Below are 26,822 nucleotides of genomic sequence, written 5' to 3'. Positions count from 1 at the left end.
AGGCTTCCATGGCTTTGCAGTCCATGACGGGTTTTGCGCGGCGCGAAGGCACGACCGATCGCTGGCGCTGGGCCTGGGAACTGCGCTCGGTAAACGGCAAGGGCCTGGATATCCGCCTGCGCCTGCCGCCGGGCCTCGAGCGGCTGGAAAACGACGTCAAGCGGCTTGCCGGCGAGCAGTTCAGCCGCGGCAATATGCAGGTGTCGCTATCCGTCTCGTCGCCCGAGAGCCGCGTCGAAACCGTTCTCAACCAAGAGGCGCTTGCCGCCGTTCTGTCGTTGCGCGATCAGCTGGCGGGAATTATCGATCCGGCGCCGCTGAAGCTCGATACGCTTCTCGGCATCCGTGGCATCGTCGATTTCCGCGAGACCGAGGATAGCCCGGAAGCCATCGCCGCGCGCGATGCCGAGATCATGAATGGTCTGTCGCTGGCGCTGACCGATCTCCGGCATATGCGCGAGCAGGAGGGGGCGGCTCTGTCCCGCGTGCTCCTCGACCAGGTGGCGATCATCGAGCGTCTGACGGGGGTCGTGGAAAGCGACCCATCGCGCTCGCCGCGCGAGATCGCGGCACGGCTTGCGGCCCAGGTGGCGATGCTGATGGATGCATCCGGCAAGTTCGATCAGGATAGGCTCCACGCCGAGGCGGCGATCCTGGCGACCAAGGCTGATCTGCGCGAAGAGATCGACCGGCTGAAGGCGCATGTCGCCGCCGCGCGCGACCTGCTCGCCAAGGGCGGCCCGATCGGACGCAAGCTCGATTTCCTTGCACAGGAATTTAACCGGGAATCGAATACAATATGCTCGAAGTCCAATGCGGCTGCCGTGACAGCAGCCGGTATTGAGTTGAAAGTGGTCATCGACCAGTTCCGCGAGCAAGTTCAGAATTTGGAGTGAGCCATGAGCCCGACCCCGTCGAGCACCCCCACCGTGATCCCCCGTCGCGGGCTGATGCTTGTCCTGTCTTCGCCCTCCGGCGCCGGCAAGTCGACCATCGCGCGCAACCTCCTGGAGCGCGATCGCAGCCTTGAAATCTCGGTCAGCGTGACGACGCGCCAGCGTCGCCCGAGCGAGATTGCCGGCACGCACTATCATTTCATCACCATCCCGCAATTCGAGCGCATGCGCGACAGCGGCGAGCTGCTCGAATGGGCGGAAGTGCATGGCAATTTCTACGGCACGCCGCGCGAGCCGGTGGAGGCCGCCATGGCCGATGGCCGCGACATGCTGTTCGACATCGATTGGCAGGGTGCCTTGCAGCTGCAGGAAAAGATGAAGGCCGATATCGTATCGATCTTCGTGCTGCCGCCGACCATGACCGAACTCCAGTCGCGCCTGCACCGCCGCGCCGAAGACTCCGAAGAGGTAATCGCCACGCGTCTCGCCAATTCCCGTGCCGAGATCGCCCACTGGCGCGAATATGATTATGTCATCGTCAACGATGACCTGAACACTGCCTTCGAGGCCGTGCAGTCGATCGTCCGCGCCGAACGCCTGCGCCGCGATCGCCGCCATGGCATGTTCGACTTCGTGACCGGCCTGATCGAAGAGACGCCGGTGCTCTGATCAATCCGCCGGCGCCTTCGCGCCGGCGTCATTCCTAGACGATGATCAGCCGTAGCGACCGGTGATGTAGTCTTCGGTCCGCTTGTTCTTCGGCGCCTCGAATATCTGCGATGTCGGGCCATGCTCGACAAGCTCGCCCAGATACATGAAGGCGGTGTTGTCCGAGATACGGCCCGCCTGCTGCATGTTGTGGGTGACGATCACGATCGTGAAGTTCGCCTTCAACTGCGCGATCAGTTCCTCGACCTTGGCGGTCGAGATCGGGTCCAACGCCGATGTCGGCTCGTCGAGCAGTAGAACCTCTGGCCGCAACGCCACGCCGCGCGCGATGCACAGACGCTGCTGCTGACCGCCGGAGAGGCCGAGACCGCTCTGCTTGAGCTTGTCCTTCACCTCGTCCCAAAGCGCCGCCTGCCGCAGGGCCTCTTCCACGCGCCCGTCCATCTCCGTCTTCGACAGCCGCTCATGATGGCGGATGCCGTAGGCGACGTTGTCGTAGATCGACATGGGGAAGGGGACCGGCTTCTGGAACACCATGCCGACGCGGGCGCGCAGTTCGTTCATCGGATAGCGGGGGTCGAGAATGTTGTCGCCATCGAGCTTCACGGTACCCGTTGCCCGCATGCCCGGATAGAGCGCGTAGATGCGGTTGAGGATGCGCAGCAGCGTGGACTTGCCGCAGCCAGACGGGCCGATCAGGGCCGAGACCTGCCGCTCCGGAAAGCTGATGCTGACATCGCGGATCGCCTGCGTCTTCCCGTAGAAGAAGTTGACGTTTTCGAGCGTGATCTTGTTGGTCTTCATGGTATTCGCGGTCCTGCCGGTGTCGAGTGCGCTGGAAGATTGCAGCATTATTTCCCCCGTCTGCTCAGGATGATTCGTGATCCGACACTGAGCAACAGCACGATGGCGGTCATGACAAAGGCGCCGGCCCAGGCGAGCGTATGCCACTCGTCATAGGGGCTCATCGCGTACTGGAAGATGACGACCGGAATGTTGGCCATCGGCCCGGACATATCCGTGCTCCAGTACTGGTTGTTGAGTGCGGTGAAGAGAAGCGGCGCGGTCTCGCCGGAGATACGGGCGACAGCAAGCAGCACGCCGGTCAGGATACCGGCGGACGCGGCGCGATAGAGTACATGCACCGTCACCTTCCAGCGCGGGATGCCGAGCGAAAGTGCGGCCTCGCGCATGACGTCGGGCACCAGCCGCAGCATCTCGTCGGTGGTGCGTACCACGACCGGCAGGAAGATGAAGCCAAGCGCGATACCGCCGGCATAGCCGGAGAAGCGCCCGGTCTGCCGCACCACCAGTTCGTAGATGAAAAGGCCGATGATGATCGACGGCGCGCTGAGCAGGATGTCGTTCACGAAACGAACGAGATCGCCGATCTTCTTGCCGCGGCTGTATTCCGAAAGATAGGTGCCGGCCAGGATGCCGATCGGCGTGCCGAGAACAACGGCCATGAGAACGATCAGAAGGCTGCCCATGAAGGCATTGGCCAGACCGCCGTCTTCGCCGGGTGGTGGCGTCATTTCGGTCAGCAGGCGAGGGCTGAGCGCCGTGATGCCGTTGATCAACGTCGTCCACAGGATCCAGACGAGGAAGATGAGGCCGATCACCGTGGCGACCGTCGCGAGAGACAAGGCGATGGCGCTCTTGATCTGCCGGTAGCGATAAAGGGAGTTGGATGTCGTCATGATTATTCTCCCTTCTGCCTGGCGATCCGGAGCAGCATCAGCTTGGCGGCGGCCAGCACGATGAAGGTGACCACGAAGAGGATGAAGCCGAGGCCGATCAGCGACGACAGATAGAGATCCGTATCGGCCTCGGTGAACTCGTTGGCGATGGCCGCAGCGATCGAGTTGCCGGGTTCCATCAGCGAGATCGCGATATTATGCGTATTCCCGAGCACGAAAGTGACGGCCATGGTCTCGCCGAGCGCGCGGCCGAGGCCGAGGAAGATGCCGCCGACGACGGCGGTGCGGGTATGCGGGATGACGATATCGCGCACGACCTCCCATTTGGTCGAGCCGAGCGCGTAGGCCGATTCTTTCAGCTGTGCCGGGACGACGAGAAAGACGTCGCGCATGACCGAAGCGATATAGGGGATGATCATGATGGCGAGCACGATGCCCGACGTCAGCATGCCGATCCCCATGGGAGCGCCCGAAAACAGCGCGCCAATAACCGGCAGCGGACCGAGCCAGTCGATCAGAACGGGCTGGATATAATCGGCCATGAAGGGCGCGAAGGTGAAGAGGCCCCACATGCCGTAGATGATGCTCGGAATGCCGGCGAGCAATTCGATGGCGCCGCCGATCGGTCCGCGCGCCCAGCGTGGCGCCACTTCGGTGACGAACACCGCTATGCCGAGGCTGATGGGGACGCCGATGATCATCGCGAGCGCCGAGGTGACCAGCGTTCCGTAGATCGGCACGAGGCCGGCGAATTTCTGGGCGACGGGGTCCCATTCGGTGCCGTAGAGGAATTCCAGGCCGAAGGTGCGGAAGGCAAGCAGGCCGCCCCAACCCATGGAGAAGGTCGCCGCCAGAAGCGCGATCAGCACGAACATGCCGCAGCACAGCACGATCGCGGAAAATACCATGTCGCCGGTCACGCCATGGCGACGCTTCACGCCGACACTCTCGGCGCGCTGCGATGCCAAAACTTGGCTCATTGTCTGTTCTCTAATCTTTGAGGGGCAATCAAAGTTAAGCCGGCCGGAAAGCAGAGCTCTCCGGCCGTTTCGACAGTGTGGGGATCAACCCTTGAACTGGGCGGTCCAGTAGGCTTCGATCTGCTTCACGAGGCTATCGGGAAGCGGAACGTAGTCGAGCGAGGAAGCCTGCTTCTGGCCGTTCTCGAGCGCCCACTTGAAGAACTCGAAGGCAGCCTTGGAGCGAGCTTCGTCCTTGGCCTGCTTGTACATGATTGCCCAGGTCGTAGCCGTGACCGGCCAGGCCTTGTCGCCAGGAGCGTTGGTCATGATCAGGTTGAAGTCCTGAGCCTTATCCCATTCGGCGCTGGCTGCGGCAGCGCCGAAGCTCTCGGCGTTCGGCTTCGGATACTTGCCGGCAGCGTTTTCGATGAGGACGTAGGGCAGCTTGTTCTGCAGCGCATAGGCGTATTCGACGTAACCGATCGAGTCCTTCACGCGCGTTACGTAGGCAGCAACACCTTCGTTGCCCTTGCCGCCGATGCCGACAGGCCAGTTGACGGCGGTGCCTTCACCAACCTTGGACTTCCAGTCAGCATTGACCTTCGAGAAGTAGTTGGTCCAGTTGAAGCTGGTGCCCGAACCGTCCGAGCGGTGAACGACGGCGATCTGCGAATCCGGCAGCTTAACGCCCGGGTTCAGGTCGGCGATGGCCTTGTCGTTCCACTTGGTGACGTTGCCGAGGTAGATGTCAGCCAGAACCTTGCCGGTGAGCTTCAGCTCGCCCGACTTGATGCCCTTGACGTTGATGACGGGAACGATGCCGCCAACAACCAGCGGAAACTGGCCGAAGCCGCCATCCGTCAGTTCCTTGGATTCGAGCGGCTTGTCGGAGGCGCCGAAATCGACCGTCGCGGCCTTGATCTGGGCGATACCGCCGCCAGAACCGATCGACTGATAGTTCAGCTTGTCGCCGGTCTTCTTGTTGTAGTCAGCCGACCACTTGGAAAGAACCGGGTAAACGAAGGTGGAGCCGGCGCCGGTGATATCGGCGGCGGAAGCGGAGGCGGCCATGACGGCCGCGAGGCCGATGCCGAAACAGGTCGTCAAAAATCTGTTGGTACGCATAAGGGTTCGCTTTCCTGAAAGCTGAAAAGATGACGGCGAGATCAATAGGGGGCTACTTGTTTGCTTGCGCAACGAGTCTCGCCGGGAACGGGCTATTCCCCAGAGACAACAGTTTCATGACAGTCGATGAGGCAAACCGCATTCACACGATGTTAAAGCGCATCGTTGAGAAAAAGTTGGTTTTCGGTCGCGGAAATACTTGGTTTTCCCAAGTCAAGACGACTGGATTCGTAGTGTTTAACAAGCATAAAAGGCCGCTGCCTTCGCGCAAGCTAACATTGATCTCGGTGAGCGTGGAGGGCTTAGAGGCTGTTTGCCAGGCGGCAGAACTCTTCGACGGAAAGCGTCTCCGCGCGTCTCTGCGGATCGATGCCAGCCTTTTCGAGTAGCTTCTCGCCGCCGATCGGCTTCAGGCTCTGGCGCAGCATCTTGCGGCGCTGGCCAAATGCTGCCTGGGTCACTTTTTCGAGATTGGCGACAGAGCAGGGGATCGGGTTCTCGTTCGGCTTCAGATGCACCACCGTCGAGGTTACTTTCGGCGGAGGTGTGAAGGCCTGCGGCGGGATGTCGAACGCCATGTGAGCGTTCGTACGCCAGCCGCAAAGCACGCCCAGCCGTCCATAGTGATCGTCTTCCTCGTCGGCGACGATACGCAAGCCCACTTCCTTCTGGAACATCAGCGTCAGCGACTGCCAGAACGGCGGCCATTGCTTCGGCAGCAACCAGTTCACCAGGAGCTGGGTCCCGACATTATAGGGAAGGTTGGCGATGATCTTCACCGGTCCCTCAGGCGCCAGCGCCTCGAAGTCGGTGGTCAAAGCGTCGCCTTCGATCACCTCAAGCCGGCCGGGATAATGCGCCGATACTTCGGCAAGCGCCGGCAGACAACGCGGATCGCGCTCGACGGCGATGACCTTCTTGGCGCCGAGTGCAAGGATCGCTCGCGTCAAGCCGCCGGGACCGGGACCGACCTCAAACACCGTCGCGTCTTCGAGCGGGCCCGCGTTGCGCGCCACCTTCTGCGTGAGGTTGAGGTCGAGGATGAAGTTCTGGCCGAGCGCCTTGCGCGCATCCAGGCCATGCCGCCTGATCACGTCGCTCAGCGGCGGCAATCCGTCCAGTGCGGCCATCAGGAATTGCTCTTGGAAACGCGACCGAGGTGTCCGGCGAGCTTCAGTGCGGCAACCAGGCTGCTCTCGCGCGCCAGCCCCTTGCCGGCGATGCCGAAGGCGGTGCCATGGTCGGGCGATGTGCGGATGAAGGGCAGGCCGAGCGTCACGTTGACGGCATCGTCGAATCCGAGCGCCTTGGCCGGGATCAGAGCCTGGTCGTGATACATGCAGACCGCCACGTCGTAGCGCGCGCGTGCCTCGTCATGGAACATGGTGTCGGCGGGCAGGGGGCCGATCGCATCGATGCCTTCTGCGCGAAGGAACTGGATCGCGGGGTGGATCACACTGGCGTCTTCCTTGCCGATGGCGCCATCTTCGCCGGCATGCGGATTGAGGCCCGCGACGGCAAGGCGTGGATTGGTGATGCCAAAACGCTGGACGAGATCGGCATGCGCGATCCGGCAGGTCTCGACGATCAACTCCGCTGTCAGCGCCTGCGACACATCCTTGATCGGGATGTGGATCGTGACGGGGATCGTGCGAAGCTTCGGTCCGGCGAGCATCATGACGGGTGTCACGGGCGTGCCGGTCACGCGTTTCGCAAGCTCGGCCAGAAACTCGGTATGTCCGGGAAAACGGAAACCGCTCTCATAGAGAACGGACTTGGCGATCGGGTTAGTGACGACGCCGAGTGCTTCGCCGCTGATCGTCAGCGACACAGCCTGCTCGATCGCTGCAATCGTCCCTCGGGCCGTCGCGACATGCGCTTCGCCGGCGATGACTTCAATTCCTGCGGGGATCGGCAGAACGGGAACGGCATCGGCGAAGACGTCGATTGCGCTAGCGCAATCGGTCTCGCGGATCGCGACAGTCAGATCCAGCATCCGCGCGCGGGTGGCAAGGACGTCAGGATCACCGATGAAAATAAAAGGCGGCAGGCCAAGCTCGCGGCGGCGCAGCCAGGCCATCAATGTGACGTCAGGGCCGATCCCGGCGGGATCGCCCTGGCTCAGTGCAAGCGGACGGGAAAACGCGAGCGTCATCGACATCAGCGGCGAACGATCTGCGCTTTTTTGCGCAGTTCGTCGAGATACTTGGTCGCGTTGGCGTTTTCCGGCGGCGCGTTCTTGTCCTTGGCCTTGTTCAGATCTTCTTCACGGAAGACCATTTCGGCTGCCTGATCGTCAGAGACCTGGCGCTGGCTGCAGATTGCGAGATATTCGACGCCCTTTTCGGTCACGCGCGTTGCCGTGGTGTTGCCCTTGGCCTGTTCGACCAGCGGCTTCCACTCAGGCGGCAGTTCCGGCGCCAGCATGCGGCCGAGGTCGCGAACGGAAACGTCACGCATCGTGGCGGCGAAAACCTTCGCCTGTTCGCAACCCGGATACTTCGAGCGCGAGGCTTCCGCTTCGCTCTTGCGCTTGCCGACGATACCCTTCTTGCTGGCGGGCACGACGAAGATCATCTGCTGCAGGATATACTCGGTGGTCTCCGGCTTCTGCTTGTTGTTTTCCATCATGCGGGCAACGAGGTCGGCGTTCGACATCTTGTTGCTGTTGCCATAGCGTGCGTTGACGAGGCGCGGCCAGCTCATCTGTACGGCGATGAACGCCTTGAAGTGATCGACGCCGACGCCTGCCTGGTTGAGGATCTGCGTCATCTGCGCTGTCGTCAGCTTGTTGCCGGTGGCAAAGCGCGCGAAGGAAGCATCAACGTCGTCCTTGGACACCGACATGCGGACGCGGGAGATTTCCTGTTCCTTCAACGTCTGCTCGATAAGCTGGTCTTCAGCAGCCTTGGCATCCGCCTTTTGATGCTGCAGGCGCAGGAAGGCCTGGCGCTTGGCCACGTCACCGCTGGTGAGAGCCGTCCCGTTGACGACCACTCGGACTTCGCTCGCGGCATAGGCCATGTTGGCCTTCGGCAGTGCCAAGCCAGCGACAGTGGCGAACGCCAAGCCTGCGATCATCGTTCTTACGGTGTTCTTCGCGCCAATCATCTGTCGACCCTTCCCATTGACGCCGCGCTTTCGCGTCGCGGCGCGCCTATCTTACCGAGATAACGTCAGCGTTGCTGCCTTCGAGACGCAGCAGCATATGCCGCATATATCCAATGGCCACAATGTCCTGCATAGCGTTACGGCGAAAGAAAGGCCCCTTTCTTTCGCCGTGCTACAAAATCGATCAGTTGTTGTAGATGTTACCGTATCCGAGCTCGCTGGCATCACCGACATTGATGTCGCCAAGCGTACGGAATGTCAGCCTCGCGCCGATCGTCCAATCGCTTGCCGACTGGTCGCTGGTGTCGCGCTTGTCGGAGTAGGCGATGGTAAAGATCGTGCACTCGTCCTCGTATGTGAGGCCGATGGTCTGGCGCGTGAACGTGTTGTTGTTCAGATCGTAGGCGATACCGCCGAAGATCGACCAGTAGTCCTTGAACTTGACCCGAGCGCGCGTCTGGAGTTCGTCGTTATCCGTGTCGTAGCCATATTCCGGCTGCGCGGAGACGTGCGTGTAGAGAAGCTGGCTCTGGAACGCGTCCGTCTCGAAGCCGGCCGTCAGGTCGCCGCGGCGAAGCTCGAAGCTCTTTTCGTCGAGGCGGTACGAAGCGGCGAATGCAAAGCCCTGCGGCGTCTCGATACCGCCGAGACCGACATAGTCGGACCGCGTGGTTTCAAGGCCGGAATCGGCTCCGACATTGACGAGATCGTCGGTGTCGAACGAGTTCTGTCCGCCCAGCTGGAAGGACTGGCCGAAGATGCCGTGCAGCTTGTAGCCGTTGTCGAAGGTGCCGGTGTACTGGAAGCCAACGTTAGCGCGTGTGCCGCCTTCAATACGGTCGTAACCGGAGAACTTGTCGCGTTCGAACAGATTGGTCGCATCGAAGACGAGGCTCTGCGCGTCTTCGTTCGGAAGCCTGCCGGCCAGCGATTCGTTCGGGCGCGCATAGATCTGCATGATCGGCTCGAACACATGCGTGCTGTTGTCGGTGGTGGCGAGGATCGGATAGCGAACTTCCAGGCCGGCCGTCACCATGCCACGCGTTGCGGCATCGCTCGTGTCGTAGTTGCCGCCATAACCGACCGGGTCGTCCATGTTGAGCGCCAGCGCGTCGCCGCGAGCCGAAAGCAGCGGCGTGATCAGAACGCCGGCGGGCGTCACGAATGTACGCTTCCACGTCAGTTCGCCAGTCAGGCGCGACGTCTGGCCGCTAAGGCCACGGTATCGATCGAAGCCGGCGACATCGTAGAAATCGTCGTGCCCGCGCGAGATATTGGTGAAGTTCACGTCGGCCGAGACTTCGCCGCCGGCAAGCGGCTGCGGCGCCACGTAGTGATAGTCCATCACCGGATAGACGATCGCCTGCTTCTTCTCGGCGGTGTTCGAAGGATCGGCGTCCTGCACGTCGAAATAGAAGGAGCGCAGGTCGAAGTAGTTCCGCTTACCGAGACCGGTCAGGTAGATCTGGTTGGTCTGCGTCGAGTTGTCGTAGCCCTTGAGCTTGTAGGTGCGCGAGAAGTTATTGTCGCTCTGCACCATTACATCCCAGCCGAAAGACCAGCGCGGATTGATCTGGAAGGCGCCCTTCGAGGCGATCATGCCGCGAGCATCGTTCTGCGCGTCGCTGGTTCCTTCAGTGAAGGTGCTGGAATTCATCTGGCTGATACCGGCCACGCGCAGAGTGTGCGTGCCGTTCTCGAAACGCTGGCGGAATTCGGCGTCGGCCAGGAAGCCCTGCGTCGTGTATCCCGTACCCGTCACCGTCGCGTCCATGCTGGGCGAGATCACGTAATAGTAGGGGACAGATAGGCCGAAGCCGAGATTCTGCGCGCTGACGAAGCTCGGGAACAGGAAGCCGGACTTGCGCTTGACGGTGTTGTCGGGAACGACGAGCCAAGGAACATAGGCGATCGGATGGCCGAGCAGCTCCATGCGCGCGTGCTCGAGACGAATCGTGTGCTTCTCGCCGTTCTGAATTACCCGTTCGGCCTTCACCTGCCAGAATGGCGGTTTCTCGGGCTTCTCCGCGCAGGGCAGACAGGCTGTGTAGACGCCCTTGTTGAGAATCATCTCCGTGCCGCCGACCCGCTCGCCGGTTTCGGCGACGATGCGCGTGTTGTCGGGTGTCTCGATTCGAAGCGAATTGATGAAGCCGTTGGCGAAGTCATCGGTGACGTCGAGCTTGTCGGAATACATGCGCGTGCCGTCTGGGCTGACGAGCTCGACATTGCCGAGCGCCATCATCCGGCCGGTCTTCTGATTGTACTCGACTCGCTGCGAGACCATCTTGTAGCCGGCGTAATTGATCTGCACGCCACCTACGGCCGAAACGACCTCGGCATCTTTGTTATAGACGAGCTCATTGGCCGAAAGAAGCATCTTGGCTTCCTTCGAGACATTGGGCTTCATGTTTTGCAAAGCGTCTTGCGCAATGGCAACGGGCACGTTGCCGGTATAGCTGCACAGGGCTACGCCTGCGAACAGGGCAACCAACTGCTTACGAACACTTTTGCGGTTGCCTGCCGCCACTAGCCATCCTCCTGATGAAGCAGAATTGTTGCACCCAAAGCCAAGGCGACGATGACCGGAATCCACGTCGCCACGAAAGGCGGGACAACCCCACTGCTTCCGAATGCTTTCACAAGCACGGTGACCACATAAAGCACGAAGCCTGCCAGGATGCCACCCAGAATCACGGACCTCGATTGGTTGAACCGGCTAAATTTTAGGGACACTGTTGCAGCAATGAGAGTCATCGCCACGAGCAACAGTGGTTGGGACAACAAAGAGTGGAATTGGGTCTCTAGAGCCTTGGTCGGAATCCCGAAGGATTTGGCAATGTTGATTCGGTTCGAGAGATCAAAAAACGCAATGGTTTCAGGGGCGGTAAGCCTCTGTTCGACGAAGTCCCGTTTCAAATTGGTACGGACCTGTACCTCATCCTTACGCTGAGCGATCTCGCCGGGGCGACGCTCGATAACGTTCTTAAGAAGCCAGTAACCATCTTCCAATTTTGCGGACGTCGCGTCCTGTCTGAGGATGATGTGATTGCTCGAATCGAAGTGCACGAGCACTGCGTCGACAAGCATCGTTCCATCCTCAAGAACGCTTCGCGCACCGATGATGACATCGTCCTGACCGCTGATCTGGCGAATCCACGGCACCTGCGGGCCACCCTTCGAGGCTCCGGCGTCACCGCGCCAGTTGCTCTCGACGCTGGCTGCCTGCCGCTGTCCCCATGCCGCAAGCGGATTGAGGATCGTCATCACGCCGACGCCGAGCAGAAATGCGCCGGCGATGAAAGGCGACATGAATTGCCAGGCCGAAATACCGGCCGCGCGCGTCACGACCAATTCGTACTTGCGATTGAGGCCGATCAGTACGGTCATGCCGACGAAAAGTGCGATGAAGGGAACCGTCTGCTGCAGAATGAGCGGCAGGCGCACTGCGGTCATCAGCAATCCGCCCGTGACTGTATAGCCGGGCAGGCCGGACATGCGGCTAGCGGTTTCACTGAAATCGACGAGGTAGACGATGCCGATGACACCGAGGAAGAACCACATCGCCGTCGTCGCGTAGCGGCGGAAGAAATAGCGTCCGAGCGTACCGAAAATCATACGTCACCTCCGGCCGACCGGGGGAGGCGCTGCTGCAGCTTGCGCCAGCCGATGGCGATCCAGTTGCCGATGAAGCCAAGCAGCGAGATTCGTTTGTGCGAAACCAGCGAGACAATCGCCAACGCGCTGATTCCGATCGGCAGCGCGTAGAGGATGCCGATGAATATCGGTTTCGTTTCGATCTGGTTGGCGGCGTAGAACGTCGCCCATCGAACCGCAAACGCGAGCACCAGTGCCGATACCATCGGGTGCAGCCGTGCCTCGCGATGCGAGCGCGCATCGCCGGCAATCGCTAGAGAAATCAGCGAAAAGACGAGCGGAAGCATCCAGTCGGTCAAGCGCCTGTGAAGCTCCGCAACGTAGCTGCCGGGTTTGGCGATGTAGTCCTTGTCCGTAGGATCGGGATTGAGCAGGAACGGCAGTTCGCGGTCGGACGCGCGCAGCGTCGACTGGCCACGGTTCTGCGTGAGGTCGGACAGGTCGAACGAATAGGAATCGAAGCGGATGATGGACACGTCGCCGGTCGTGGTTTTCCGGTGCACCTCGCCATCATGCATGATCAGTGACGTGCCCTTTTCGTCCACAGCGCCTTCGCGAGCATAGTAGATCAGCTGGAAGGCGGGGTCGCGCTCGTCCACGACGAACAGGCCCTTGAGCACGCGTCCGGCGAGGCGCTCGGAGATCTGCACATAGAGGCCGGTATCGATCTGGCGGAAGTTCTTCTCTTCAATCACGGTTGAGAGCAGATCGGCGTAAGCCGCTGCAATCATTTGCCTTGCGCCAGTCTTTGCCTTCGGTTCGACGACATTGTCGACCAGGAACGAGAAGGCGCTGATGATGGCCGCGAGGATGATGATCGGGCGCCAGATGATGCTGCGGCGCGCGCCGGCGGCATCGATAACGGCAAGCTCCGAATCGTTGTTCATCGTCGTCAGCGTCTGGGTAACGCCGATGACCAGCGCGAAGGGCAGCACGACAGGGATGATCGAAGGCAGGATAAGCGTGGCGAGCTTGGCGAACGAGCCGACCGACTGGCCGCTATCCGTCACCAGATTGATGCGCTGAAGCACCTGCGTCGTCCAGATGATCGCGAGCACGGGCAATAGGGCGACGAGAAACATCTGGCCCACGCGCCGCAATATGTATGTTTCAAGCAGTTTCATGCACGCCCTTGAACGCTCTTCGCGAATTCTTGCCGCCACGCAGCGAAAACCATCTACGCTTTTTGGTTTGCTTTTGCGACAAGCTACCGTCGAAAATTCATTCAATTTTCAGTTTTTTTTCCCGCTGTGGCGAATCGGTCAGCGCCAGGATGCCGGCAAAAACAACGAAGGATGACAACCATCCAAGAATGACGTCGGACAGATAGTGTGCACCGAAGGCCAGACGCAATGCCGGTGCCAGTAACGAAATCGTGGCCAATGGCAGGAAGAGCGCGCGTCGCGACGCGCGCGGCATGATGAAGAGCAGGCAGAGCAACCAGCCTGCGCCGGCCGCTTCGCCTGACACGAAAGAACAGTTGGACAGGCACTTGCCCGCCGTCGATCCCGCCGGAACGAAGTCGAGCGCGCCGCCAAAATCGGTTGTGGAAAATGGACGAGGGCGCCCCCAATGGTCCTTCAGGATGAAGTTGACGAGAACGATCGGGCCGGCGATCAGCGAACCAAGGGCGATCTTCAGCTTGCGCGCGCGCTCGGCGTCGAAGGTGGCGCCGAAATGACCATAGCAATCAATGAGCTTCCACAGCAGCACAAACGCGGCGATGTAGGGAAGGCGCAGGAAAAGCGTGCGCAGGATTTGCAGCGTGAATTCCTGGCGGTAGGGAAAGTGCCCACAGACCTCGCGGAGCGAGACGCCGACATTGCAGGCTTCACGGGTGAAGAAATGCGCCGAGATTTCTTGGTCGATCTGTGGAAACAGATTGAAGACGACAAGCAGCGCAAACCATGTGATGAGAAGGAGCTTGAAAATCTCGGCAAAGCTATAGCCCGCCTCGCGTATGGCAATCGGCCTGAAAGCCTTCAATATGGAGTTCAAGACCGATCCTCGCCGCATCAACTTGTGCGGATGAATAGTCGTCATCCATGACGCTTTGTTGACGCAACTCCCGCGATCCTGAACGTGATGGCCGCGACAAAGACTTGTCTTCAGTGGTGAAAACCTGAATGATCGGGCAAGAGGATTTAAAACGATCCCACTGGAGAAGACATGTCAGCCAAATTCGATATCTCGTTTGAAAAATCTGCCGAAATTGCCGGTGGATACGCCATTCTGTTGCAGGCCAAGGGGCAGGATCTCGCTGCCGGCGCAAGTGTCGCCGACCCATCGGGCGTGGTGGCCAAGGCCGCCAAGATCGCCGCGTTTTCCGCCAAGCTCGCCGGCGCACTCGATATCGTGGCGCCTGAGGGATCGAAGGCCGAGCGCATCTTCGTCATCGGTCTCGGCAAGGCGGACGCTCTGGTTTCGTTCGATTGGCTGAAGGCTGGTGGCGCTGCCGCCGCGAAGATCAAGAACACGACGGATGTGACTGTCTTTGTGGACGCGCCCGGCGTGGATGTCACCGCCACGCAGGCCGCCGATTTCGCGCTCGGCATGATGCTACGTGCCTATGGCTTCGATACCTACAAGACCAAGAAGTCGGACGACGAGAACAACGCCAAGGACGGCAGCGCGCCGATCAAGGTCCGCATCGTAACCGAAAAGGCATCTGATGCCGCCATGGCCTTCGAGGTCTCGCAGGCGGTCGCCGATGGCGTCAATCTGGCGCGAGACCTCGTCAACGAGCCGGCTAACGTGCTCGGCCCGGTCGAATTCGCCGCCAAGGCAAAGGAACTCGAGAAGCTCGGCGTCGAGGTCGAGATCCTGACGGAAAAGGAAATGAGCAAGCTCGGCATGGGCGCGCTTCTCGGCGTCGCTCAGGGTTCCGTGCGCCCGCCACGCCTGGCCGTCATGCAGTGGAAGGGCGGCAAGAACGGCGATGCGCCGCTCGCCTTCATCGGCAAGGGCGTCGTCTTCGATACCGGCGGTATCTCCATCAAGCCGGCTGGTGGCATGGAAGACATGAAGGGTGACATGGGCGGTGCCGCCGCCGTCACCGGCCTCATGCACGTGCTGGCCGCCCGCAAGGCCAAGGCGAACGTCGTCGGCATCATCGGCCTGGTCGAGAACATGCCCGATGGTAACGCGCAGCGTCCCGGCGATATCGTCACCTCAATGTCCGGCCAGACCATCGAGGTCATCAACACCGATGCCGAAGGCCGCCTCGTTCTCTGCGACGCCGTCTGGTATTGTAACGATCGCTTCAAGCCCAAGTTCATGATCGATCTCGCGACGCTGACAGGCGCGATTCTCGTGGCGCTGGGCAACATCCAGGCCGGCCTCTTTTCCAATGACGACAAGCTGTCGGAGCAGTTGATCGCGGCCGGAACCGAGACCCACGAGCGTCTCTGGCGCATGCCGTTGGGCAAGGAATACGACAAGATGATCGACAGCAAGTTCGCCGACATGAAGAACACCGGCGGTCGCCACGCCGGCTCGATCACGGCTGCCCACTTCATCGGCCGCTTCGTCGGCGAGACGCCCTGGGCGCATCTCGATATCGCCGGCACGGCCATGGGCTCGCCGCTCGACGAGATCAACCAGTCGTGGGGTTCGGGCTATGGCGTCCGGCTGCTCGATCAGCTGGTGCGCGCCAACTACGAATCATGACCGAGGTCCTGTTCTACCATCTGACCGAATCCAAGCTGGAAGACGCGCTTCCGCCGTTGCTCGACAAAAGCGTCGAGCGCGGCTGGCGCGTCGCGGTTCAGATGAAGGAAGCGACTCACAGGGATGCGCTCGATGCGCATCTCTGGACCTTTCGCGAAGACAGCTTCCTGCCGCACGGCACGGATGAGGGCGAACTCGCCGGCAATCAGCCGGTACTTTTGACCGTCGCCGATGACAACACCAATGGCGCGACAGTCCGGTTCATCGTGGCCGGCGCCGAGCCGCCGCCGCTCGATCCCTATGAGCGGGTCGTCTTCATGTTCGATGGCTATGACCAGGAACAGCTCGAAGGCGCACGCGCGCAGTGGAAGAAGCTGAAAGGTGAGGGACACAGCCTCACATATTGGCAGCAGACGCCCGAGGGGCGCTGGGAAAAGAAGGCCTAGCCCCGACAGATCTAGCCGGGGCAGACGCTGGCGGGATCAGGCGATCCCTGCATCCTTGACCACCTTCTCGATGAAATCGTGCTTGGCGCGCGTGTACCCCGCCCGACTTGCCGCATGCGTGCCGGCGAGGTCGATTTTCAGCTGCTCATAGGCGCGGGCGAGATCGGGGTCGGCGCGCAGCGCATCGCGAAACGCCAGCATGCGGTTCCAGTTCTCGCCGCGATATTCCACGACATGCACGAGATGCGTCCGCGTCTCGCCCTTGATGCCGCGCCCGAAGATGTGGTCGTCGGGAACGAGATCGGTGCCGGCGTAGTCGTAGCCGATGCTCTCCATCGCGCCGACGCAGGCTGGGCCGTCGGCGAAGTAGCGAATGCCGACCATGATATCGATGATCGGCTTGGCCTTGATGGCGGGAATTGAGGTGCTGCCGACATGCTGGATGTCGATGACGGTGTCGCCGAGCACCTGGCGGATCGCCTCGGCCTCTTCTTCATAGGCCTCGTGCCATAAGGCGTTTGCGTCGGAGAGCGATACCGTCAGGTTTTTCAAGCCTAGACCGAAAGCGTCATCGTCGCGCATGCCGAACCTCTGAGATACCCAAGATGACCTTACTGTATCACGAGGTTCGGCAATTTCGAATCAATCGTGGAACGCTTCGACGAACTTGCGGCGGCCGAGCATGAAGGCGTCGGCGACGTGGCGCAGCGGCGCGAGGTCGACGTCGGACTTGCCGGCTTTGACGATTTCCGCGAAGCGACGATAGAGCGAAGGATATTCCTCTTCCGGCGCCTCGAACTTCAGCTCACCGTTGATCGACAGCTTCGAGCCGCCCTCGGCCAGAACCATCTTGCCGGCTGCCGTCTCGGCGAAGATATCCCAGCTCTGCTTGCCGGTCTGGCGCCAGTCGAATTCGACATGCGCGGGGACGTTGTCGGCGTTCTTGAAGTGCAGGTCAGCTGCGATCGGCGCGTCGCGGTTCTCGGGGAACTCCAGCGTAGCGCTCGTCAGGAAGATCGCTTTCGGCAGGATGTGCGTGACGATCGACAGAGCGTTGATGCCGGGATCGAACACGCCGAGGCCGCCGGCCTGCCAGATCCAATCCTGATTCGGATGCCACTGGCGCACGTCTTCTTTCCAGACGACGTGAACGCTGTCGATCGTCGTGGATGCGAGGAAGGACTTGGCAGCCTCTACCGCCGCCGCATAGCGCGAATGCCAGCTGGCAAACAGCGATACACCCTTGGAGGCGGCAAGCGCCTCGAGATCGGCCACTTCGCTCAGCGTCGCGCCCGGAGGCTTTTCGAGGAACACGTGCTTGCCGGCCGAGAGCGCCTTGTGCGCGGCCTCATAGCGGTACTGCGGCGGCATGCACAGCGACACCGCGTCGATCTCTGGCACGGCGTCGAGCATCGCGTCGATCGCGGTGAAGCTCTGGACGCCATCGACCGTGCCGTGACGGCTTGCCGTGGCGATCAGGTTGAAATCCGGGTTCTTGGCGATGGAGGGAAGGTGCTGGTCGCGGACGATCTTGCCGACGCCGACGATGGCGAGGTTGATGGGTGACATGCTGTTGGCTCGCTTCGGTGTTTCGCTCAAAAGTATGATTATTGGGCGCCTGTTTTAACAGAAAGACGCCGGCGGGCAAGCGCCGGCGTCTGCTGCGAACCTCGAATTCCGCTGTTGGATTACAGCGACGCCATAACAGTTGGCGCGACCGGCTTCTTGAACTTCAGCGTCACCACCTTGTAGCCTTCGGCCTCCAGCCTGGTGAGCAGGGTGGGCAGCATGGTCGCCGTGCGATTGTGGATGTCGTGCATCAGGATGATGCCGCGTCCGCGCTTGTGGAGAAGGTCGAGCGTCCGCTTGGTGACGGCGGCGGGCGTCGTGTTGAAATAGTCCTTGCTGTCCACATCCACGTCCATCACGACCATGTCCCGCATGGCGATCGCGGAGCGCAGCTTGCGGCTGTCGGCGAGATAGGGGAAGCGGAAGAAGTTGACGTCGACACCCGTGGCCTTCGTCACCGCCGCTTCGCCGCGCATGACTTCCGCCATCGCCATGTCGAAGGTAAGGGCCGCGAGGCTGTCGTGCTTGTAGGTGTGGCTGCCAATCGCATTGCCATCCATCGCAACCTTGCGGGCGAGTTCGGGGTGCAGCGCCGCCATCTCGCCGACCATCATGAATGCGCCCTTGACGCCGAACTCGTCAAGCGTCGCCAGAACACGGTCGGTGCGGCCGGGGATCGGGCCGTCGTCGAAGCTGAGAATGACTTCCTTGTCCTGCAGCCGGATATCGTGGATCGACGAGACGGTCATGATGCGGCCGGCGAGGTGATGCTGCTTGCCAAACCCACGTGCACGTGGCTGCTCGGCCGCATCGCCGCTGATGGTGTCCTGCTTGCCTTCAGGCGCCACGATCGACGAGGTCTTGATCGTCTTGTCGGGCGCGGGCTGCTTTGTTGTCTGGCAGCCGGCGAGGGCGGCGGCGCACAGAAGAAGGCCGGAGTAAAAAGCGAAGCGATGCATGAAGAGTGTCTCAACAAATCAGTAATGAATGTTGAGACAACCTTGATGATTATGGTTAACGATCGGTTTCTTTCGACCGTTCGCGCGCTAACAAATGTTAATTTTGAAACGCTCGTGTAACGACTGTGGCTATCCGGCCATAGCCTCTTCGTATTCGGACGAAAGCTCCAGCCATTGCTCTTCGGCCGCGGCCAGCTTGGCGGCCGCTTCGCCGCGCTGCTTTGCCTTCTCCGCGGCCTTCGCCGGCGCCTTCTCGTAAAGCACCGGATCCGCAAGTTCCGCATCAAGCCCCTGAATCAGTTTCTCCAGCTTCCCCGTCAACGATTCGATTTCGTTGATCTTTTTCTTGAGAGGGGCGAGCGAGGCGCGCCGGTCGGCATTGAGCTTGCGCTGGTCCGCCTTGGTCGCGGTCTCCTCAGTCACTTGCGGCTTTTCGTCTTTTTTTTTGCCGGAGGCGACGATCAGGTCGCGATACTCGTCCATGTCGCCTTCGAAGGTGGTGACCGTGCCATTGTTGACCAGCCACAGCCGGTCGACGGTCGCCTCGATCAGGTAGCGATCGTGCGAGATCAGGATGACGGCGCCGTCATAGTCGTTCAGCGCCTCGATCAGCGCGCGGCGGCTGTCGATGTCGAGGTGGTTGGTCGGTTCGTCGAGAATGAGCAGGTTAGGCGCATGGAAGGCGGCAAGCCCCATCAGCAGGCGCGCCTTTTCGCCACCGGACAGATCCTTGGCGGCCGTCGACATCTTTTCCGTCGCCAGCCCCATCTGCGCGACGCGGGCCCGCACCTTGGCCTCCGGCGCTTCCGGCATCAGCCGGCGGACATGCTCGACCGGCGATTGGTCGGGGATCAGGTCGTCGAGCTGGTGCTGCGCGAAGAAGCCGATCTTCAGGCTCGGCGCCAGCTTCACTTCGCCGCTTTCGGCCGAAAGCCTGCCGGAGATGAACTTCGCGAAGGTTGACTTGCCGTTGCCGTTCGAGCCGAGAAGCGCGATGCGGTCATCATTGTCGATGCGAAGGTTGAGCCCCTTGAGGATTGGCTTGCCCGGCTCGTAGCCCACGGCACCGCCCGAGATGGCGACGATCGGGGAGGCGGGTTGCTTCTCCGGCTCGGGGAAGGTGATCGGCTGTACGTGATCCTCGATGACGGAGGCCACCGTGCCCATGCGCTCCAGCGCCTTGACACGGCTCTGCGCCTGACGGGCCTTGGAGGCTTTCGCCTTGAAGCGATCGATGAAGCTCTGCAGATGCTTGCGCGCCGCGTCGTTCTTCGCCTTCGCCTTGGTCTGCAACTCGTCGGCTTCGGCCTTCTGCCGCTCGAACTGGTCATAGCCGCCGCGATAGAAGGTCAGCTTCTTCTGGTCGAGATGCACGATCGAGTTGACGGCATTGTTGAGGAGGTCGCGATCGTGGCTGATGATCAGCACCGTGTGCGGATAGCGGCGAACGTAATCCTCGAGCCAGAGCGTGCCTTCGAGATCGAGATAGTTGGTCGGCTCGTCGAGCAGGAGCAGATCGGGCTCGGTAAAGAGCACGGAGGCCAGCGCCACGCGCATGCGCCAGCCGCCGGAGAATGACGATGCCGGCCGCGCCTGCGCCTCCTGGCTGAAGCCGAGGCCGGACAGGATGCTGGCGGCGCGCGCTTCGGCCGAATGCGCGTCGATATCCACCAGGCGCATCTGGATTTCGGCGATACGGTGCGGATCGCTGGCCGTCTCCGCCTCCGCCATCAGGGCGGCGCGTTCCTTGTCGGCGGAGAGCACGATTTCGATCAGCGAATCTTCCGTGCCCGGCGCCTCCTGGGCGACCTGGCCGATCCGCGCATTTTTGGGGATGGTGATCGAGCCCGTTTCAGCCCCGAGATCGCCGGTGATGATGCGAAAGAGGGTGGACTTGCCGGCGCCGTTGCGTCCGACGAGGCCCGCCTTCGTGCCCGCGGGCAGCGAGACGCTGGCATGGTCGAGGAGCAGGCGGCCGGCAATGCGGGCGGAGATATCGCTAATCGTGATCATGCCCGGCGTTTTGGCCGAAAGCCGCGATCAGCGCAAGAGCTTGAAGTGGCCTCTCAGCGCCCGAAGGCCTGTACCGGCAGGCGCCGGTTCGATTGCGCGGCATGCAGCGCGATGCGAGCATTGGCCTGCAGCTGCGAGGCCGTCGCCGCGTCGGCACTCAGGGCAACGCCGAGCGACACCGTCAGCTTGGCGTTCTGTCCGGCGTCCGAGGTCGCGAAGACCACGTTCTCTTCCACGGAGTTGCGCAGACGTTCGGCGATAGCCATCGCCTCCTGCATGCCGACATTGGCGAACAGGAAGGTGAATTCGTCGCCATCAGTGCGGGCCACGAAGTCGTGCTTCTTGATCGACTTGCGGAACAGGTCGGCGAGCTTCTTCAAGAGACGGCTGCCGGTCTGCGTGCCGTAGCGGCTGTTCAGCGCCTTGAAGTCGTCGATATCCATCATGATCAGCGCGCTTCCGGCGGAGCCTTCCTCGCGTTCATAAAGATCGAGCACGGTCTTGTTGAGCGCGGTGCGATTGGGAAGGCCGGTGAGCCGGTCGGTCGAAGACGCGGTTTGAGCAGCCGCAACGCCGCGCTCAAGCGCCTCCATCCGATCGACGTCGTGGCGCAGCTTGGTCTCAAGATCGGTCTCGGCGGTCAGGAGGCCGGCCAGAGAGGTCGACAGGAACTCCATCTCGCTCATGAAGGAGGAGAGGCTCTGGTCCGGGCTGCCGGTGATCGATTTCAGCGCGGTTTCCGCCGCGCGCATGAAACTCTGTTTCTGCTTTACGCCTGATGTCAGGCGCTCGACGGCATCGCGCATCATCTTGCTCATCTCGGCCTGCGAGGTCTCTCCGACCAGTCCGCAATGGCTGACGAGGCGATATTTGAGGCCGAGTTCATCGAGCGATGGCTGGCGCGGCGCTGCGCCAAGCGAGGCGATATCCTGGGCAAGCGCGGCGTTCTGGCCGACGATCGCCTCATGAAACAGCTCGTAATTGCGCGGCAGACCGGAAACGCCAAGGCGCGTCATGTGCTGGCTGATCCGCTGAATATCCGTGACCGGTGCCGGACGGGATGTCTCGCGTTGCGCCTGCGGGCTCGATGCTGCACTTGCCATGTTGCACTCCTCGCTCGTTGGCCCTGTCCGGCCTCGTTCTCTCCCCTATGCACCGGACTATTTAAGATGCGCTGAATTTGCACCTTTTCCGAGTAAATCCGTTTCCGGGATTTCGCCAACGCGGTTAATGCCGCGTTTCTGTCATGCGCTCAGCCAGCGCTTGCCATCGCTGTGCAGGAAATAGCTGAGATCGAGCGACAGGCTGGGCTTGCCGAGCGAGGTCAGCGTCATGTGGCACTGGCCGCGATGATGCGTCTGGTGGTTGAACAGATGCGACAGCGCCGGCCACAGCGGCTGGGTGATCGCGCCGGGGCGAGTGACAGGGGTGTAGGTGAAGGTACCCGCGAGCGCCTCGGCATCAAGCGTATCGACCCAGTCACTGATCCTGCTGTCCTCCCGCTCACGCGCTGCGCGCAAGCCATCGAGATCGTCATAGAGGATGCTGTCGAGCGTCGTCGGTGCGTCGCCCGATCCGGTGAAGCGCTTCATCCAGATACGATCGGCCGACAGGATGTGGTTGAGCGTTGCGTTGAGCGAGCCGAAGAAGGCACCGCGGTTTTCGCGGTATTCGGCATCCGTCAGTTCCGAGGCTGCCGCATAGACCTTCCCGTTAGCCCAGCGGTTGTAATCCGCAAACATCGCATATTGCTTCTGCATCTTGCCCTCCATCTCCTGATCCGTTCTATCCTATGCGGCTTCGCCAGCAATGGCGCTGATGGCTTCATGAAATTACGTCATCGCCTCGCGCCAAACTGTCCCGCTCTGTGACGGACGCGTGAAATTCGCGCAGCCCCCTTGTTTTCAGCCTATCGGACGGGTAAACACCGCCCACTTTTCCCCGATGAATGAGGATTATTACAATGGCGATTGAACGCACCTTCTCGATGATCAAGCCGGACGCAACGAAGCGCAACCTTACCGGCGCCATCACCAAGGTATTCGAAGACAACGGCCTGCGCATCATCGCCTCCAAGCGCGTATGGATGTCCAAGCGCGAAGCTGAAGGCTTCTACGCCGTTCACAAGGAACGCCCCTTCTTCGGCGAACTGGTTGAAGGCATGACCTCCGGCCCGACCATCGTTCAGGTCCTGGAAGGCGAGAACGCCATCCTGAAGAACCGCGAAATCATGGGCGCCACCAACCCTGCCAACGCTGACGAAGGCACGATCCGCAAGCAGTTCGCGCTGTCGATCGGCGAAAACTCGGTTCACGGTTCGGACGCTCCTGAGACCGCTGTTCAGGAAATCGCCTACTGGTTCGCAGAAACCGAAATCGTCGGCTGAATCAAAAGCTCAGCCCCAGGGCTGAACCTTTTGAAATGACTCGGAAAGCCCGGCCACCGCGCCGGGCTTTTTCACGTCTTGGGGCAAGTGTCGGCGCTGTCGTAATCGACGGTCCCATCCGCTTTGAAGACCTCTGGGTTCTTGGTGTAGAGCGGCCCGACCACCAGCGGCTTGCCCGGCATGATCGACTGATCGACATCGGATGTGACCGTCGTCTTCAGGCTCTGCAGTTCCTTTCCGCCGACATCGACCAACCGGATGCTGACGGCGTAGGGCCTGTCCTTTTTCACGCAATGGATAGGCGGGCTTTGCAGGCTGATCTTCTCCCACGCCGGAAAGATCTTCTCGTTGATCACAAGCGGCGCTCCGCCGGCGGGGTTCTCGAACTCGGCGATCGCCATCGCGCCGTCTGGCAGCGGCGCCTTCTTGCTGAGCGTCACCAGATAGGTCGCGATCGCGACGCGATAATTGAACACGAAGTTATGGCCGGTGACCTGGACCAGCGTGTCGCTCTCGCGCTGGCAGCTGGCAAGCAGCAGCATCGCCGACATCACGGCCGCTCCGAACGCTTTCATCGCCCGTTCTCCTCTTTCCGTCGCCGATAGTGCTTGATCGCCTTGGCGCGGTTGCCGCAGACCGCCATGTCGCACCATGTCCGGCTCCGGTTCTTGCTGCGATCGAGAAAAAGCCAGCCGCAATTGCCGCAGATCTTCATCCGCTCCGGCTCCGGCGAGGCGATCAGCCTCAGCACCGAATGTGCCGTGGCGCGATCGATGCCGGCGGCACCGGAGTTGCTACGCAGCACGACCGCTACCGCGTCCAGCAACTCCGCCAACAACTGGTCACTACCACCGGCAAGCACGCGGTCGCGAAAATAGCGATCGGTTGCCTCGCGCAGAGCAATGAAAGCAGGCTCACCATCAGGCGAAACCGGCGTGACGTCCCCGAAGATCGCCCGCTCGGCACAGAAATTAGCAGCCGCCTGAGGGAATGCATGCAGTTGCGCATCGACGGCAAAGCGATCGATGCGGCGCGCCTCGTCGTGCCGCAGCACGACGCTGTTGGCGACATCGAATGCGAGTGCGCCGCCGGAGAAGCGGTGAGGGGTCCACGAAAAGGTCATTGGGAAAATATAACTGGTAAAAGCAATTTTGCCAGTTATGATTTCAGCGAAATAGGATATGTCGATGGCCTATCTCTTGCAGCAACTGGCGAATGCGGTGCCGCTGGCGGCCCTTTATGCCGCGCTGGCCTTCGGCTATGCGGTCGCTTTCGGCGTCACCAAGCGCCCCGACATCACCTATGGCGCGCTCTTCGCCTTTTCCGGCCAGATCCTGCTGCTCTTCACCGATTTCGGCTACAACAAGCTATGGCTGGTCCTGCCCGCGGCCCTCGCACTCGGTGCGGCGGCCTCGCTGGTTTATGCGATGGGGGCGGGGGTGTGGATCGGCCGCTCGGTCATGCTTCCGCTGGTGCGCCAGTCCTCGAACACGGTCATCGTCGCCGCGCTCGGCGTCACCATCGTCCTGATGGAGACCGCGCGCCTGGCATCTGACACCCGCAGCCTCTGGCTGTCGCCGTTTCTGAACGGCCATGTCGTCTTCTGGCAGAATGCCGGCTTCGAGGTGGTGTTGACCGAGATGCAACTGATAAACACGGTACTGATGTGCGGTTTCGTGGCGATCGGCGCCGTTATCCTAAAACGAAGTTCCTGGGGCCGCGCTTGGCGCGCCGTCACCGATGACCCGAAAGCCGCCGAACTCTGCGGCGTCAGCGCCACCAGCGTCTTCCTCACGGCCTACGCCGCCGCGGTCTTGATGGCGACGCTGTGCGGCATCCTCTCGACCGCCTATTACGGCACGATGGATTTCGGCGCCGGGCTGATGTTCGGGCTGAAGGTCCTGATGGTGGCTGCCGTCGGCGGCTATTCGGATCCGCTGAAATCGGCGGGCGGCGCGGCAGGTCTCGGTCTGGTCGAGACGCTATGGACCGCCTACGGTCCGTTCCTCTGGCGAGACTTCGTGGTCTTTTCGCTGCTTGTGCTTCTGCTGGTGCTCAGTCGGCGTGAACGGGTAATCCCGTGATCACTTCCATTTGTCGCGCGCGGCATCGTCGTGGCCCTTGGCCTCGACCCATTCCCGCGCGACACCGTCCTTGCCATGCTCCTTCTTCCAGAAAGGCGCCGACGTCTTGAGGAAGTCCATCACGAAGTTCGCGCCGTCGAAGGCGGCCTGGCGGTGCGGCGCGGCCGCAATGACAAGAACGATGTTCTCGCCCGCCGCGATCTTTCCGTAGCGATGAATGGCCGTCAGGCCGTTGAGCTTGAAGCGCTCGATCGCCATCTCGGCGATCCGCATCATCTCCGCCTCGGCCATCCCTGGATAGTGCTCCAGTTCAAGCGCATCCAGCGTCCCGCCTTCATCGCGGCACAGGCCGGAGAAGGTGACCACGGCGCCGATACCCGGCTTTCCCTTGCTCAACAGATCGACTTCGGCCTGCAGGTCGAAATCCTCGCGCTGGACGCGGATGGTGGGGGTAGGGCTCATAAGAAGGTGCCTCGCTTCGCAGACAGGGCGTGCCGCGTCGGCCCCCCTCTGCCCTGCCGGGCATCTCCCCCACAAGTGGGGAGATCGGCTGGGCTCGCCCGATCGTGCATACAAAGAACGCTTCTGCGAAACGGACGGATAGAGCGACGGGAGGAGCAAGCAGCTTGTGATCTCCCCACCTGTGGGGGAGATGCCCGGCAGGGCAGAGGGGGGCTGACTGGCACGGCAGTCATGAATTTAGCCGCCCGTCATCGGCGGAAAAATACCGATCTCCCGCGCACCGCCGATCGGCTCGTCGTGCTCGACATGCTCCTGATCGAGCGCGACGCGGATCACGTCGGGAAACTGCAAGGCGGTCTCGTATTCCTCGCCAAGCGTCTTCAGGTGATCGAGAAGATCGGTGACGGTGACGACGGAAGCGGGCAGAGCGATGTCTTCCTCGGCCTTGCCAATCCGCTCGCGCACCCAGGCGAAATAGATGAGCTTGGTCATTCGTCGTTTTCCACGATGTGCTTGATGCCGGCGCGGAAGTAATCGTAGCCGGTATAGATCGTCAGGATGGCGGCGAGCCAGAGCAGCCCGATGCCGGTCATCGTGGTATAGGGGAAAATCTCGTCGCCGGCGGGACCCGCGAGCAGGAAGGCGATCGCCACCAGCTGCACTGTGGTTTTCCACTTGGCGATGCGCGTCACCGGTACGCTGACCTTCAGCGCCGCCAGATATTCGCGCAGGCCCGAGACCAGGATCTCGCGGCAAAGGATGGTGATGGCAGCCCAGATCGACCAGCCGGCAATGGTCTGGTCCGCGGCTACAAGCAGAAGGATCGAGGCGACCAGCAGCTTGTCTGCGATCGGGTCGAGCATGCGGCCGATATTCGACGTCTGGTTCCAGATACGGGCGAGGTAGCCGTCAAGAAAGTCGGTGATCGACGCGATGACGAAGATCCACAGCGCAACCCAGCGGGCCGTATTGCTGATCGACAGTTTTCCTTCCACGAAGAAGCACAGGACGATGAGCGGAACCGCGAGAATGCGGCCGTAGGTCAGCAGGTTGGGGATATTGTATGCGCGCGATGCCATGAAATCTGTCTCTGATTTGATACGTCCGTAGATGA

28 protein-coding genes are annotated in these 26,822 nt (G+C 61.3%); 6 read left to right on the top strand and 22 right to left on the bottom strand.

Annotated elements, in window-relative coordinates; genetic code table 11:
- The first annotated feature begins 8 nt into the window (after positions 1–8).
- Positions 9–896 (top strand): YicC/YloC family endoribonuclease, encoded by an 888-nt coding sequence (locus ACODTZ_RS14045; RefSeq protein WP_113236581.1) that lies wholly within the window; start codon positions 9–11, stop codon positions 894–896.
- Positions 897–899: 3 nt separating this feature from the next.
- Positions 900–1,565 carry a guanylate kinase gene (gene gmk / locus ACODTZ_RS14040; RefSeq protein WP_111561115.1) on the top strand — a complete coding sequence of 222 codons (666 nt, stop codon included), beginning with the start codon at positions 900–902 and terminating at the stop codon, positions 1,563–1,565.
- Between the two features lie 45 nt (positions 1,566–1,610).
- On the opposite strand, the gene pstB is transcribed toward gmk, so the two are convergent.
- The 11 genes from pstB to ACODTZ_RS13985 form a co-directional block, all read right to left on the bottom strand.
- Entirely contained in the window at positions 1,611–2,369 is a 759-nt protein-coding gene (gene pstB, locus ACODTZ_RS14035; RefSeq protein ID WP_489026609.1) for a phosphate ABC transporter ATP-binding protein PstB, read from the bottom strand.
- Positions 2,370–2,416: 47 nt separating this feature from the next.
- Positions 2,417–3,265, bottom strand: coding sequence for a phosphate ABC transporter permease PstA (pstA, locus tag ACODTZ_RS14030; protein ID WP_209233115.1), 849 nt, complete (start codon positions 3,263–3,265; stop codon positions 2,417–2,419).
- Between the two features lie 2 nt (positions 3,266–3,267).
- The gene (gene pstC, locus ACODTZ_RS14025) at positions 3,268–4,245 is read right to left on the bottom strand and encodes a phosphate ABC transporter permease subunit PstC (RefSeq protein ID WP_489026416.1); all 978 of its coding nucleotides are present in this window, start codon (positions 4,243–4,245) and stop codon (positions 3,268–3,270) included.
- 84 nt (positions 4,246–4,329) lie between these two features.
- On the bottom strand, positions 4,330–5,352 hold the full coding sequence (pstS, locus tag ACODTZ_RS14020) for a phosphate ABC transporter substrate-binding protein PstS (RefSeq protein ID WP_489026414.1): 1,023 nt from the start codon (positions 5,350–5,352) through the stop codon (positions 4,330–4,332).
- A gap of 302 nt (positions 5,353–5,654) precedes the next feature.
- A complete protein-coding gene (gene rsmA / locus ACODTZ_RS14015; protein ID WP_489026412.1) occupies positions 5,655–6,482 on the bottom strand; it encodes a 16S rRNA (adenine(1518)-N(6)/adenine(1519)-N(6))-dimethyltransferase RsmA in 828 nt (275 codons plus the stop codon).
- The gene (pdxA, locus tag ACODTZ_RS14010; protein ID WP_489026607.1) at positions 6,482–7,507 is read right to left on the bottom strand and encodes a 4-hydroxythreonine-4-phosphate dehydrogenase PdxA; all 1,026 of its coding nucleotides are present in this window, start codon (positions 7,505–7,507) and stop codon (positions 6,482–6,484) included. The genes rsmA and pdxA overlap by 1 nt, the downstream gene beginning before the upstream one ends.
- 5 nt (positions 7,508–7,512) lie before the next feature.
- A complete protein-coding gene (locus tag ACODTZ_RS14005; RefSeq protein ID WP_112941318.1) occupies positions 7,513–8,463 on the bottom strand; it encodes a SurA N-terminal domain-containing protein in 951 nt (316 codons plus the stop codon).
- Between the two features lie 184 nt (positions 8,464–8,647).
- Positions 8,648–10,993, bottom strand: a complete 2,346-nt coding sequence (locus tag ACODTZ_RS14000; protein ID WP_489026410.1) for an LPS-assembly protein LptD — start codon at positions 10,991–10,993, stop codon at positions 8,648–8,650.
- On the bottom strand, positions 10,993–12,081 hold the full coding sequence (gene lptG, locus ACODTZ_RS13995; protein ID WP_489026408.1) for an LPS export ABC transporter permease LptG: 1,089 nt from the start codon (positions 12,079–12,081) through the stop codon (positions 10,993–10,995). The genes ACODTZ_RS14000 and lptG overlap by 1 nt, the downstream gene beginning before the upstream one ends.
- Positions 12,078–13,244 (bottom strand): LptF/LptG family permease, encoded by a 1,167-nt coding sequence (locus ACODTZ_RS13990; protein WP_489026406.1) that lies wholly within the window; start codon positions 13,242–13,244, stop codon positions 12,078–12,080. The genes lptG and ACODTZ_RS13990 overlap by 4 nt, the downstream gene beginning before the upstream one ends.
- A 97-nt stretch (positions 13,245–13,341) precedes the next feature.
- Positions 13,342–14,136, bottom strand: coding sequence for a phosphatase PAP2 family protein (locus ACODTZ_RS13985; RefSeq protein ID WP_489026605.1), 795 nt, complete (start codon positions 14,134–14,136; stop codon positions 13,342–13,344).
- Positions 14,137–14,289: 153 nt separating this feature from the next.
- Between ACODTZ_RS13985 and ACODTZ_RS13980 the strand changes: the two genes are divergently transcribed.
- Both ACODTZ_RS13980 and ACODTZ_RS13975 read left to right on the top strand, forming a co-directional pair.
- Positions 14,290–15,789, top strand: a complete 1,500-nt coding sequence (locus tag ACODTZ_RS13980; RefSeq protein ID WP_489026404.1) for a leucyl aminopeptidase — start codon at positions 14,290–14,292, stop codon at positions 15,787–15,789.
- Positions 15,786–16,235, top strand: coding sequence for a DNA polymerase III subunit chi (locus ACODTZ_RS13975; RefSeq protein WP_489026402.1), 450 nt, complete (start codon positions 15,786–15,788; stop codon positions 16,233–16,235). Before ACODTZ_RS13980 ends, ACODTZ_RS13975 begins: the two co-directional genes overlap by 4 nt.
- Before the next feature lie 36 nt (positions 16,236–16,271).
- Here the strand turns inward: ACODTZ_RS13975 and ACODTZ_RS13970 are convergent, their stop codons facing one another.
- From ACODTZ_RS13970 to ACODTZ_RS13945, 6 genes are all read right to left on the bottom strand, one after another.
- A complete protein-coding gene (locus tag ACODTZ_RS13970) occupies positions 16,272–16,817 on the bottom strand; it encodes a GrpB family protein (protein WP_489026400.1) in 546 nt (181 codons plus the stop codon).
- A gap of 60 nt (positions 16,818–16,877) precedes the next feature.
- Complete coding sequence (locus ACODTZ_RS13965; protein ID WP_111561130.1) at positions 16,878–17,804, bottom strand: Gfo/Idh/MocA family protein; 927 nt, start codon at positions 17,802–17,804, stop codon at positions 16,878–16,880.
- Positions 17,805–17,923: 119 nt separating this feature from the next.
- The gene (locus ACODTZ_RS13960) at positions 17,924–18,763 is read right to left on the bottom strand and encodes a polysaccharide deacetylase family protein (RefSeq protein WP_489026398.1); all 840 of its coding nucleotides are present in this window, start codon (positions 18,761–18,763) and stop codon (positions 17,924–17,926) included.
- Positions 18,764–18,892: 129 nt separating this feature from the next.
- On the bottom strand, positions 18,893–20,776 hold the full coding sequence (gene abc-f, locus ACODTZ_RS13955) for a ribosomal protection-like ABC-F family protein (protein ID WP_018898733.1): 1,884 nt from the start codon (positions 20,774–20,776) through the stop codon (positions 18,893–18,895).
- A 53-nt stretch (positions 20,777–20,829) separates the two neighbouring features.
- Positions 20,830–21,879: a GGDEF domain-containing protein gene (locus tag ACODTZ_RS13950; protein ID WP_181459185.1), complete on the bottom strand. Its 1,050-nt coding sequence runs from the start codon at positions 21,877–21,879 to the stop codon at positions 20,830–20,832.
- 141 nt (positions 21,880–22,020) lie between these two features.
- Positions 22,021–22,536 carry a DinB family protein gene (locus ACODTZ_RS13945; protein ID WP_489026396.1) on the bottom strand — a complete coding sequence of 172 codons (516 nt, stop codon included), beginning with the start codon at positions 22,534–22,536 and terminating at the stop codon, positions 22,021–22,023.
- Between the two features lie 203 nt (positions 22,537–22,739).
- Between ACODTZ_RS13945 and ndk the strand changes: the two genes are divergently transcribed.
- Entirely contained in the window at positions 22,740–23,162 is a 423-nt protein-coding gene (gene ndk, locus ACODTZ_RS13940) for a nucleoside-diphosphate kinase (RefSeq protein WP_018898730.1), read from the top strand.
- 71 nt (positions 23,163–23,233) lie between these two features.
- Here the strand turns inward: ndk and ACODTZ_RS13935 are convergent, their stop codons facing one another.
- Together ACODTZ_RS13935 and ACODTZ_RS13930 are read right to left on the bottom strand one after the other, a co-directional pair.
- Positions 23,234–23,737 (bottom strand): hypothetical protein, encoded by a 504-nt coding sequence (locus tag ACODTZ_RS13935; protein ID WP_489026394.1) that lies wholly within the window; start codon positions 23,735–23,737, stop codon positions 23,234–23,236.
- Positions 23,734–24,285: a CGNR zinc finger domain-containing protein gene (locus ACODTZ_RS13930; protein ID WP_489026392.1), complete on the bottom strand. Its 552-nt coding sequence runs from the start codon at positions 24,283–24,285 to the stop codon at positions 23,734–23,736. Before ACODTZ_RS13930 ends, ACODTZ_RS13935 begins: the two co-directional genes overlap by 4 nt.
- A gap of 64 nt (positions 24,286–24,349) precedes the next feature.
- On the opposite strand from ACODTZ_RS13930, the gene ACODTZ_RS13925 reads away from it, so the two are divergent.
- Positions 24,350–25,246 (top strand): branched-chain amino acid ABC transporter permease, encoded by an 897-nt coding sequence (locus ACODTZ_RS13925; RefSeq protein ID WP_489026390.1) that lies wholly within the window; start codon positions 24,350–24,352, stop codon positions 25,244–25,246.
- Here ACODTZ_RS13925 and ACODTZ_RS13920 read toward each other — a convergent pair whose 3' ends face one another.
- The 3 genes from ACODTZ_RS13920 to pgsA all read right to left on the bottom strand — a co-directional run bounded on the left by ACODTZ_RS13920 (position 25,247) and on the right by pgsA (position 26,787).
- Positions 25,247–25,708, bottom strand: a complete 462-nt coding sequence (locus ACODTZ_RS13920; RefSeq protein ID WP_489026388.1) for a molybdenum cofactor biosynthesis protein MoaE — start codon at positions 25,706–25,708, stop codon at positions 25,247–25,249.
- Between the two features lie 237 nt (positions 25,709–25,945).
- Positions 25,946–26,200, bottom strand: a complete 255-nt coding sequence (moaD, locus tag ACODTZ_RS13915; protein ID WP_489026386.1) for a molybdopterin converting factor subunit 1 — start codon at positions 26,198–26,200, stop codon at positions 25,946–25,948.
- The gene (gene pgsA / locus ACODTZ_RS13910) at positions 26,197–26,787 is read right to left on the bottom strand and encodes a CDP-diacylglycerol--glycerol-3-phosphate 3-phosphatidyltransferase (protein ID WP_018898724.1); all 591 of its coding nucleotides are present in this window, start codon (positions 26,785–26,787) and stop codon (positions 26,197–26,199) included. The genes moaD and pgsA overlap by 4 nt, the downstream gene beginning before the upstream one ends.
- Positions 26,788–26,822 lie beyond the last annotated feature (35 nt).

The organism is Rhizobium sp. FG113, from assembly GCF_057809895.1.
This window is presented reverse-complemented; position numbering and strand designations above follow the sequence as displayed.